This window comes from Streptomyces dengpaensis (genome assembly GCF_002946835.1).
GTDB lineage: Bacteria > Actinomycetota > Actinomycetes > Streptomycetales > Streptomycetaceae > Streptomyces > Streptomyces dengpaensis.
Window position 1 is genome coordinate 3,575,310 of record NZ_CP026652.1, and the last position, 10,401, is coordinate 3,585,710.

A 10,401-nucleotide genomic window follows, 5' to 3' on the forward strand; every position below is an offset into this window, starting at 1 on the left:
TCTCGTACGCTTCAGCGAATTTACAGGAGGCCGCGACAGACGTGGGTCAGCTCTGAGCGGCGTACGACACGAAGTCCGCCCACGCGGTGGGGTCGAAGATGAGGCGCGGGCCCTGGGGGTTCTTGGAGTCGCGGAGGTGGATGGTGGCGGGGGTGGTGGCTATCTCGACGCAGTCGCCGGGTTCGCTGCTGTCGCTGTAGCTGCTCTTGAACCACTTCAGCGCGGAAGCGTCATCGGCCGAGGGACCGTGGGTCATGTTTCTCCCAGCACTTGCTCGATGAAGGCCAGCGACTCCCTCGGGGTGAGAGCCTGGGCCCGGATCATGCCATACCGCAGTTCAAGGATCCGAAGGTCTTTCGGTTCGGAGACCGGGCGGCCACTGAACGCGCCTTCGGAACGCCCGACTGCTGTGCCGTCGCCGAATTTCAGCACCTGGATCAGATCCTCTGGAACGCGGCGCAGCCCCCGAAGCCGTACGCCGCACCCTCACAGCGAGCCTCCCCTGCGAGCCCCTCCACCACCCGGCAGCCCTCCTCGCGCACCGCCTCACGGAGCTGCTACCGCCGCCCCTGCCCGCAGCCCCTGTGGTGCTACGCCCGGACCCCCTCCAGAACTGCGACGGCTGCGACCGCGCCTTCCGCGCGCCAGACCCCGGTCGCTGCCGTGACTGCCGATTCGATCTCCCGGAGGCCGCCTAGCATGAGCGCTCACCACCGGTACCGGGCTGTTCCGCCATGGCCCGATACCCTGATCGGGGCACCCATGGAGGACACCATGCGCACACGGTCCGACCACGGCCACGAGCTGATTCCCCGCCCCGAGAAGACGCCTGATGCCCTGCGCGCGGCGCTCGCCGTCGTCGCCCCCAGTCGCTTGGAGGAGATGCAGGCCGAGAAGGACGAAGCCTTCGCCAAGGCGGTCGAGTGGCAGTCCCTGAGTCCTGTGCAGGGCTGGGTCCTGATCTGGGCCAGAGAGATCGAAATCGCCCGCCGCCCTGATCTGTCCGCCCGCTACACCGACGCGAAGGGCAACCTGGAGCACGAAGACCCGGCTATTGCAGGGGCAGCCCTGCGGGAGTTGAGCGCCGTCCTGGACGAAGCCATGCGGGCGGTCCGCGTGAGCTGGAAGTGGGAGTACGCCCGCGCCTCCGGAGACGCCTGGAGAAGGTCATGCCGGATGACCTCGTGGCCCACACAGGAACCCCTGATGTGGAGGACGTACCTGAGGGCATCATGCGCCGCCCCGACGTAATGGTGATCGCCGAGGCCGACATGGAAGGCGACGGCTCCTTCGACCCGCGCACGCTCATCGCGGCCGTCGAAGTCGTGTCCCGCTCCAATCCGGACAACGACTGGGTGAGCAAAGTACGGGACTACCCGCTGCTGGGCATCCCGCTGTACGTGATCTTCGACCCGCGCACGATGATCCGCGGCCCGGTGGCCCTGCCGATCGCCTGGTAGCCCCAGAACGGCGAATCGCCCGGTACCCCGGGAAAGGCAAAGGGGCCCGTACGACCGAAGTCGTACGGGCCCCTTCTGTAGCTCTATGGAGCTACCAGGCAATCAAGCCAACAAGACTTACTTGTTGATCTTGGTGACCTGGCCGGCGCCCACGGTCCGGCCACCCTCACGGATGGCGAACTTGAGGCCCTCCTCCATGGCGATGGGCTGGATGAGCTCGACCTTCATCTCCGTGTTGTCGCCCGGCATGACCATCTCCGTGCCCTCGGGAAGGGTCACAACACCGGTCACGTCAGTCGTACGGAAGTAGAACTGCGGACGGTAGTTGTTGAAGAACGGCGTGTGGCGGCCACCCTCGTCCTTGGACAGGATGTAGGCCTGGGCCTCGAACTCGGTGTGCGGGGTGACCGAGCCCGGCTTGATGATGACCTGGCCGCGCTCGACGTCCTCGCGCTTGATGCCACGGAGGAGCAGGCCGACGTTCTCACCGGCCTGGCCCTCGTCGAGCAGCTTGCGGAACATCTCGATGCCGGTGACCGTGGTGGTGGTCTTCTCGGTCTTGATACCGATGATGTCGACGGTCTCGTTGACCTTGAGGACACCACGCTCGATACGGCCGGTGACGACCGTACCGCGACCGGTGATCGTGAAGACGTCCTCGATCGGCATGAGGAACGGCTTGTCGACGTCGCGCTCCGGCTCCGGGATCGCGGTGTCGACGGCGGCCATCAGGTCCAGGACCGACTGGCCCCACTCCTTGTCGCCCTCGAGCGCCTTGAGCGCCGAGACCTTGACGACCGGAACGTCGTCGCCCGGGAACTCGTACTCGGAGAGGAGCTCACGAACCTCGAGCTCGACGAGCTCCAGGATCTCCTCGTCGTCCACCATGTCGGCCTTGTTCAGGGCGACAACGATGTACGGAACGCCGACCTGGCGGGCCAGGAGCACGTGCTCCTTGGTCTGCGGCATCGGGCCGTCCGTGGCGGCGACCACGAGGATGGCGCCGTCCATCTGCGCCGCACCCGTGATCATGTTCTTGATGTAGTCCGCGTGACCGGGGCAGTCGACGTGGGCGTAGTGACGCGACTCGGTCTGGTACTCGACGTGCGCGATGGAGATGGTGATACCGCGCTGGCGCTCCTCGGGCGCCTTGTCGATCTGGTCGAAGGCCGAGGCCTCGTTCAGGTCCGGGAACGCGTCGTGCAGCACCTTGGTAATGGCGGCCGTGAGGGTCGTCTTACCGTGGTCAATGTGACCGATGGTGCCGATGTTGACGTGCGGCTTAGTCCGCTCGAACTTCGCCTTCGCCACTGGGGTCCTCCTGTGGAGTGGTTCTGGTACGCCTTACTCATCGGCGCCAGGTGATCTTTGCTGGGGTGCCGCCCGCCGGGGTTTTTCCGTGAGGTCCGACCCCGGCGGTCGGTGTCAAGCCTAAAGCGTGTAAACGGGGTGCGTTACTCGCCCTTGGCCTTCGCGATGATCTCCTCGGCGACGTTCCGCGGAACCTCGGCGTAGGAGTCGAACTGCATCGAGTAGCTTGCGCGACCCGACGTCTTGCTGCGGAGGTCTCCGACGTAGCCGAACATCTCCGAGAGGGGCACGAGGCCCTTCACGACGCGGGCACCGGCCCGCTCCTCCATGGCCTGGATCTGGCCACGGCGGGAGTTGATGTCGCCGATGACCTCACCCATGTAATCCTCGGGCGTGGTGACCTCAACGGCCATCATCGGCTCGAGCAGCACAGGGCTGGCCTTGCGCGCGGCCTCCTTGAAGGCCTGCGAACCGGCGATCTTGAAGGCGAGCTCGGAGGAGTCGACCTCGTGGTAGGCACCGTCGAGAAGCGTGACGCGGACGCCCGTCATCTCGTAGCCGGCGAGGATGCCGAACTGCATGGCCTCCTGCGCACCGGCGTCCACCGAAGGGATGTACTCCTTCGGGATACGGCCACCGGTCACCTTGTTCACGAACTCGTACGAGGCGTCGCCGCCCTCGATGGGCTCGATCGCGATCTGCACCTTGGCGAACTGACCGGTACCACCGGTCTGCTTCTTGTGGGTGTAGTCCACGCGCTCGACGGCCTTGCGGATCGTCTCGCGGTACGCGACCTGCGGCTTGCCGACGTTGGCCTCGACCTTGAACTCACGGCGCATACGGTCGACCAGCACCTCGAGGTGCAGCTCGCCCATACCACCGATGATGGTCTGGCCGGTCTCCTCGTCCGAGTGAACCTGGAAGGAGGGGTCCTCCTCCGCGAGACGCTGGATGGCGACACCCAGCTTCTCCTGGTCACCCTTGGACTTGGGCTCGATGGCGACCTGAATGACCGGCGCCGGGAAGTCCATGGACTCCAGGATCACCGGGTTCTTGTCGTCGGACAGCGTCTCACCGGTGGTGGTCTGCTTCAGGCCCATGACGGCGACGATGTCGCCGGCGCCCACCGACTCGATCTCCTCACGCTTGTTGGCGTGCATGCGGTAGATCTTGCCGATGCGCTCCTTCTTGCCCTTGACGGAGTTCAGCACGGCGGTGCCGGACTCCAGGCGGCCCGAGTAGACCCGGACGAAGGTGAGCTTGCCGAGGTGCGGGTCGCTCATGATCTTGAACGCGAGGGCGGAGAGCGGCTCCTCGTCGGACGGCTTGCGCTTGACGATCTCCTCGGCGTCGTTGACGGCGTGGCCCTCGATGGCCTCGACGTCGAGCGGCGTGGGGAGGTAGCGCACGACCGCGTCGAGCAGGGGCTGAACGCCCTTGTTCTTGAACGCGGTGCCGCAGAACACCGGGGTGACCGTGGTGTCGCTGGACTTGCCGGACGCGATGGTGATGCGACGGATCGCGGCGTACAGCTGCTCCTCGGTGGGCTCCTGGCCCTCGAGGTACAGCTCCATGATCTCTTCGTCGTTCTCCGCGACGGCCTCGATCAGCTTGCCGCGCCACTCGTCGGCGGCCTCGGTGTGCGTGGCCGGGATGTCGACGACGTCGTACATCTCGCCCTTCGCCGCCTCGGCGGACCACACGAGCGCCTTCATGCGGACCAGGTCCACAACGCCTTTGAAGTCGGCCTCGGCACCGATCGGAAGCTGCATGACGAGCGGCTGGGCGCCCAGGCGGTCCGAGATCATGTCCACGCAGCGGTGGAACTCGGCGCCCGTACGGTCCAGCTTGTTCACGAAGCAGATACGCGGCACGCCGTAACGGTCGGCCTGACGCCACACCGTCTCGGACTGCGGCTCGACACCGGCGACACCGTCGAACACCGTCACTGCACCGTCGAGCACGCGCAGGGAGCGCTCCACCTCGACGGTGAAGTCGACGTGCCCGGGGGTGTCGATGATGTTGATGGTGTAGTCGTTGTCCTCGAGCGGCCAGTGACAGGTGGTGGCAGCAGAGGTGATCGTGATGCCACGCTCCTGCTCCTGCTCCATCCAGTCCATGGTGGCAGCGCCGTCGTGGACTTCACCGATCTTGTACGAAACGCCGGTGTAGAACAGGATCCGCTCGGTGGTGGTCGTCTTGCCCGCGTCGATGTGGGCCATGATCCCGATGTTGCGGACCCTGGCCAGGTCAAGCGAAGTGGTAGCCATAAGGCTTCAGTCTTCTCTCGGTCTCGATGGGGTCTGCGACTACCAGCGGTAGTGCGCGAAGGCCTTGTTGGACTCGGCCATCTTGTGCGTGTCCTCGCGCTTCTTCACAGCGGCACCGAGGCCGTTGCTGGCGTCGAGGAGCTCGTTGAGCAGACGCTCGGTCATGGTCTTCTCGCGACGGGCGCGGGAGTAACCGACCAGCCAGCGCAGCGCGAGCGTGTTGGCACGACCGGGCTTGACCTCGATCGGAACCTGGTACGTCGCACCACCGACACGGCGGGACTTGACCTCGAGGGTCGGCTTGATGTTCTCCAGAGCGCGCTTCAGCGTGATGATCGGGTCGTTGCCCGTCTTCTCACGCAGGCCCTCCATGGCGCCGTAGACGATGCGCTCGGCGGTGGAGCGCTTGCCGTTCAGCAGCACCTTGTTGATGAGGGACGTGACAAGAGGAGAACCGTAGACCGGGTCGATGATGACCGGGCGCTTCGGGGCGGGGCCCTTACGAGGCATTCTTACTTCTCCTTCTTGGCGCCGTAGCGGCTGCGGGCCTGCTTGCGGTTCTTCACACCCTGGGTGTCAAGGGAACCGCGGATGATCTTGTAGCGAACACCCGGCAGGTCCTTCACACGGCCACCACGCACGAGCACGATGGAGTGCTCCTGCAGGTTGTGTCCCTCACCCGGAATGTAAGCGGTGACCTCGATCCCGCTGGTCAGACGCACACGCGCGACCTTACGCAGGGCCGAGTTCGGCTTCTTCGGGGTGGTCGTGAACACACGCGTGCAGACGCCGCGGCGCTGAGGGGAACCCTCGAGTGCGGGCGTCTTGTTCTTCTCGACCTTGTCCTGCCGGCCCTTACGGACCAGCTGCTGGATCGTAGGCACTACTTCTCCGGTTTCTGTGTGCCGAATGGTGAAGCTAACCTGGAACGTCGCCGACCCACGCGGTCGGGTGTGTCGAAGCTGCAGACTCCCGCCGCGAGGCGAAAAGGGCGCAGATTACGGTGGCCGGTTATGGCCCCCCTTGCGGTTGAAGGCACGCACGGGAGCCAGGGCACACCCCAGGCACAAGGTCTGAGCGTACCTACCTCACGGACTTCGGTCAAAACAAATGCCGTGGGGCCCGACACGCCGGGCTTTCACGAGATGTCCCTTCGGGCCCTCGAGCGCCGCAGATGGCACCGGATCAGCCCAATGTCCTCTTGATCCTTTCGCGATGGAGCCCTCCGGGCGGCTGGGCCGCCAGCCCCGGTACGACACCGCGGCCTCTGCCCGGCAAGGCGCCTGGACGGAGTCGCCAGAGGCCCGCGCAGGCGCCGTGAGCGAGCGTCAAGACAGCCATGGGCCTGGGCGCGAGCGCAGCCCTGGCGGGAGCGGAACGCCGAAGGGCGGTCACCCCCAAGAGGGTGACCGCCCTTCAACTCAAGCGACTCGCTTACTGGTTGTACGGACCGTAGTCGTAGTCCTCCAGCGGAACGGCCTGGCCGGAGCCCGTGCCGAATGGCGAGTAGTCGATGTCGTCGTAGCCGACGGCCGAGTACATCGCGGCCTTGGCCTCCTCGGTCGGCTCGACCCGGATGTTGCGGTAACGGTTCAGGCCCGTACCGGCCGGGATGAGCTTACCGATGATGACGTTCTCCTTGAGGCCGATCAGGGAGTCGGACTTGGCGTTGATCGCCGCGTCCGTGAGGACCCTGGTCGTCTCCTGGAAGGACGCCGCCGACAGCCACGACTCGGTCGCCAGCGAGGCCTTGGTGATACCCATCAGCTGCGGACGGCCGGAGGCCGGGTGGCCGCCTTCCTGGACCACACGACGGTTCTCGGTCTCGAACTTCGAGCGCTCGACCAGCTCGCCGGGCAGCAGCTCCGCGTCGCCCGACTCGATGATCGTCACACGGCGCAGCATCTGCCGGATGATGATCTCGATGTGCTTGTCGTGGATCGACACACCCTGCGAGTTGTAGACCTTCTGGACCTCGCCGACCAGGTGGACCTGGACGGCCCGCTGGCCGAGGATGCGCAGCACGTCGTGCGGGTTGGTGGCACCCACGGTGAGCTTCTGGCCCACCTCGACATGGTCGCCCTCGCCCACCAGCAGACGGGCACGCTTCGAGATCGGGAATGCCGTCTCGTCGCTGCCGTCGTCCGGGGTGACGACGAGCTTCTTGGTCTTCTCGGTCTCCTCGATCCGCACGCGGCCGTTGGCCTCGGAGATCGGGGCGACACCCTTCGGGGTACGGGCCTCGAAGAGCTCGACGACACGCGGCAGACCCTGGGTGATGTCGTCACCGGCCACACCACCGGTGTGGAAGGTACGCATCGTCAGCTGGGTACCGGGCTCACCGATGGACTGGGCGGCGATGATGCCGACCGCCTCACCGATGTCGACCAGCTTGCCGGTGGCCAGCGAACGGCCGTAGCACATGGCGCAGGTGCCGACGGCGGACTCGCAGGTCAGGACCGAGCGGGTCTTGACCTCCTCGATGCCGTGCTTGACCAGCTCGTCGATGAGGACGTCGCCGAGGTCGGTGTTGGCCGGGGCCAGCACCTTGCCGTCGACGGTGATGTCCTCGGCCAGCGCACGTGCGTACACGCTGGTCTCGACGTTGTCCGCCTTGCGCAGGACGCCGTCCGCGCCGCGCTCGGCGATGGCCAGCTTGAGACCACGGTCGGTGCCGCAGTCCTCCTCGCGAATGATGACGTCCTGGGAGACGTCGACCAGACGACGGGTGAGGTAACCCGAGTCGGCGGTACGCAGAGCGGTGTCCGCCAGACCCTTACGAGCACCGTGAGTCGAGATGAAGTACTCCAGCACCGACAGGCCCTCACGGAAGGAGGCCTTAATCGGACGCGGGATCGTCTCGTTCTTGGCGTTCGACACAAGACCACGCATACCGGCGATCTGACGCATCTGCATCATGTTGCCTCGTGCACCCGAGTTCACCATCATGAAGATCGGGTTGGTCTTCGGGAAGTTGTCGTTCATCGCCTCGGCAACCTCGTTGGTCGCCTTGGTCCAGATCGCGATGAGCTCCTGCGTGCGCTCGTCCTTGGTGATCAGACCGCGCTCGTACTGCTTCTGGACCTTCTCGTCCTGCGCCTCGTAGCCCTTGACGATCTCCTTCTTCGCCTCGGGAACGACGACGTCGGAGATGGCCACGGTGACGCCGGAACGGGTCGCCCAGTAGAAGCCCGCCGCCTTCAGGTTGTCGAGCGTCGCCGCCACGATGACCTTCGGGTAGCGCTCGGCGAGGTCGTTGACGATCTCGGAGAGCTGCTTCTTGCCGACCTCGTAGTCGACGAACGGGTAGTCCTCGGGCAGCAGCTCGTTGAAGAGCGCGCGGCCCAGCGTGGTCTTCAGCCGGAAGCTGTCACCCTGCTGCCACTCCGGCTCGCCCTCCTCCTGCGCCGGCGGGGTCCAGCCGCGCGGCGGGATGGTGCCCACCGGGAAGCGGATGTCCACGCGCGACTGCAGCGAGAGCTCGCCGGCGTCGAACGCCATGATCGCCTCGGCCACGGACGCGAAGGAGCGGTCCTCGCCCTTCACGTTCCGCATCTCGCCGTCCGTGGTCAGGAAGAACAGACCGAGGACCATGTCCTGGGTCGGCATCGTGACCGGGCGGCCATCGGCCGGCTTGAGGATGTTGTTCGAGGACAGCATCAGGATGCGGGCCTCGGCCTGCGCCTCCGCGGACAGCGGCAGGTGCACGGCCATCTGGTCACCGTCGAAGTCCGCGTTGAACGCGGTGCAGACGAGCGGGTGGATCTGGATGGCCTTGCCCTCGACCAGCTGCGGCTCGAAGGCCTGGATACCGAGGCGGTGCAGCGTGGGCGCACGGTTCAGCAGAACCGGGTGCTCCGCGATGACCTCTTCCAGGACGTCGTACACGACCGTGCGGCCGCGCTCGACCATCCGCTTGGCGCTCTTGATGTTCTGCGCGTGGTTCAGGTCGACCAGGCGCTTCATCACGAACGGCTTGAAGAGCTCCAGCGCCATGGCCTTGGGCAGACCGCACTGGTGCAGCTTCAGCTGCGGACCGACGACGATCACGGAACGCGCGGAGTAGTCCACACGCTTACCGAGCAGGTTCTGACGGAAGCGGCCCTGCTTACCCTTCAGCATGTCGCTGAGGGACTTCAGCGGACGGTTGCCGGGGCCCGTGACCGGGCGACCACGACGGCCGTTGTCGAAGAGCGCGTCGACGGCCTCCTGAAGCATGCGCTTCTCGTTGTTCACGATGATCTCGGGCGCGCCGAGGTCAAGAAGTCGCTTCAGACGGTTGTTGCGGTTGATCACACGGCGGTACAGGTCGTTCAGGTCGGAGGTCGCGAAGCGGCCACCGTCCAGCTGCACCATCGGACGCAGGTCCGGCGGGATGACCGGGACGCAGTCGAGGACCATGCCCTTGGGGCTGTTGGAGGTCTGCAGGAACGCGGACACAACCTTCAGCCGCTTCAGCGCACGGGTCTTCTTCTGACCCTTGCCGGTGCGGATGATCTCGCGGAGGCGCTCGGCCTCCTCCTCCAGGTCGAAGGACTCCAGGCGCTTCTGCAGCGCCGCGGCACCCATCGAACCGTCGAAGTACGTGCCGAAGCGGTCACGCAGCTCGCGGTAGAGCAGCTCGTCACCCTCGAGGTCCTGGACCTTCAGGTTCTTGAAGCGGGTCCACACCTCGTCGAGACGGTCGATCTCGCGCTGCGCACGGTCACGCAGCTGCTTCATCTCACGCTCGGCACCCTCGCGCACCTTGCGGCGCACGTCGGCCTTGGCACCCTCGGCCTCGAGCTCGGCCAGGTCGGTCTCGAGCTTCTTGGCGCGGGCTTCGAGGTCGGCGTCGCGGCGGTTCTCGATCTGCTGGCGCTCGACGGAGACGTGGGCCTCCAGCGAGGGCAGGTCGCGAGTGCGGCGCTCCTCGTCGACGTACGTGATCATGTACGCCGCGAAGTAGATGACCTTCTCCAGGTCCTTCGGGGCGAGGTCGAGCAGGTAGCCCAGCCGCGACGGAACGCCCTTGAAGTACCAGATGTGGGTGACGGGAGCGGCCAGCTCAATGTGGCCCATCCGCTCACGGCGCACCTTGGCGCGAGTGACCTCGACGCCGCAGCGCTCGCAGATGATGCCCTTGAAGCGGACACGCTTGTACTTACCGCAGTAGCACTCCCAGTCCCGGGTCGGACCGAAGATCTTCTCGCAGAAGAGTCCGTCCTTTTCGGGCTTGAGGGTGCGGTAGTTGATGGTCTCGGGCTTCTTGACCTCGCCGTGGCTCCACTGACGGATGTCGTCAGCGGTGGCCAGGCCGATCCGGAGCTCGTCGAAGAAGTTGACGTCGAGCACTATGCGTCAATCCCTCTCAGGGTCGT

The 10,401-nt window shown here is 65.8% G+C and carries 6 protein-coding genes and 4 pseudogenes; 3 read left to right on the forward strand and 7 right to left on the reverse strand.

All coding sequences use genetic code 11. The features are described 5' to 3' along the window. Nucleotides 1-46: 46 nt before the first annotated feature. Together C4B68_RS16255 and C4B68_RS16260 are read right to left on the reverse strand one after the other, a co-directional pair. Entirely contained in the window at nucleotides 47-256 is a 210-nt protein-coding gene (locus C4B68_RS16255; protein WP_099500621.1) for a DUF397 domain-containing protein, read from the reverse strand. Next, nucleotides 253-441 (reverse strand): annotated as a pseudogene (locus C4B68_RS16260) (Scr1 family TA system antitoxin-like transcriptional regulator); the annotation flags it as partial. The pseudogene C4B68_RS16260 and the gene C4B68_RS16255, both read right to left, overlap by 4 nt. A gap of 5 nt (nucleotides 442-446) precedes the next feature. Here C4B68_RS16260 and C4B68_RS43255 point away from each other — a divergent pair. The 3 pseudogenes from C4B68_RS43255 to C4B68_RS16275 all read left to right on the forward strand — a co-directional run. Continuing rightward, nucleotides 447-698 (forward strand): annotated as a pseudogene (locus tag C4B68_RS43255) (helix-turn-helix domain-containing protein); the annotation flags it as partial. A gap of 76 nt (nucleotides 699-774) precedes the next feature. Beyond that, nucleotides 775-1,116, forward strand: a pseudogene (locus tag C4B68_RS16270) (hypothetical protein); the annotation flags it as partial. Next, nucleotides 1,110-1,421, forward strand: a pseudogene (locus C4B68_RS16275) (Uma2 family endonuclease); the annotation flags it as partial. The pseudogenes C4B68_RS16270 and C4B68_RS16275, both read left to right, overlap by 7 nt. A gap of 156 nt (nucleotides 1,422-1,577) precedes the next feature. Here the strand turns inward: C4B68_RS16275 and tuf are convergent. From tuf to C4B68_RS16300, 5 genes are all read right to left on the reverse strand, one after another. Next, nucleotides 1,578-2,771: an elongation factor Tu gene (tuf, locus tag C4B68_RS16280; protein WP_099500619.1), complete on the reverse strand. Its 1,194-nt coding sequence runs from the start codon at nucleotides 2,769-2,771 to the stop codon at nucleotides 1,578-1,580. Nucleotides 2,772-2,914: 143 nt separating this feature from the next. After that, nucleotides 2,915-5,041 (reverse strand): elongation factor G, encoded by a 2,127-nt coding sequence (fusA, locus tag C4B68_RS16285; RefSeq protein WP_099500618.1) that lies wholly within the window; start codon nucleotides 5,039-5,041, stop codon nucleotides 2,915-2,917. Between the two features lie 39 nt (nucleotides 5,042-5,080). Continuing rightward, nucleotides 5,081-5,551, reverse strand: a complete 471-nt coding sequence (gene rpsG, locus C4B68_RS16290; RefSeq protein WP_003992340.1) for a 30S ribosomal protein S7 — start codon at nucleotides 5,549-5,551, stop codon at nucleotides 5,081-5,083. Nucleotides 5,552-5,553: 2 nt separating this feature from the next. Next, entirely contained in the window at nucleotides 5,554-5,925 is a 372-nt protein-coding gene (rpsL, locus tag C4B68_RS16295) for a 30S ribosomal protein S12 (RefSeq protein ID WP_003948652.1), read from the reverse strand. 550 nt (nucleotides 5,926-6,475) lie between these two features. Continuing rightward, nucleotides 6,476-10,375 (reverse strand): DNA-directed RNA polymerase subunit beta', encoded by a 3,900-nt coding sequence (locus tag C4B68_RS16300; protein WP_099500617.1) that lies wholly within the window; start codon nucleotides 10,373-10,375, stop codon nucleotides 6,476-6,478. Nucleotides 10,376-10,401: the final 26 nt, after the last annotated feature.

What these genes read in the sequence shown, in the direction of transcription:
- C4B68_RS16255 (WP_099500621.1), bottom strand. Translation starts at nt 256, where the DNA reads ATGACCCACGGTCCCTCGGCCGATGACGCTTCCGCGCTGAAGTGGTTC.
- fusA (WP_099500618.1), bottom strand. Translation starts at nt 5,041, where the DNA reads ATGGCTACCACTTCGCTTGACCTGGCCAGGGTCCGCAACATCGGGATC.
- rpsG (WP_003992340.1), bottom strand. Translation starts at nt 5,551, where the DNA reads ATGCCTCGTAAGGGCCCCGCCCCGAAGCGCCCGGTCATCATCGACCCG.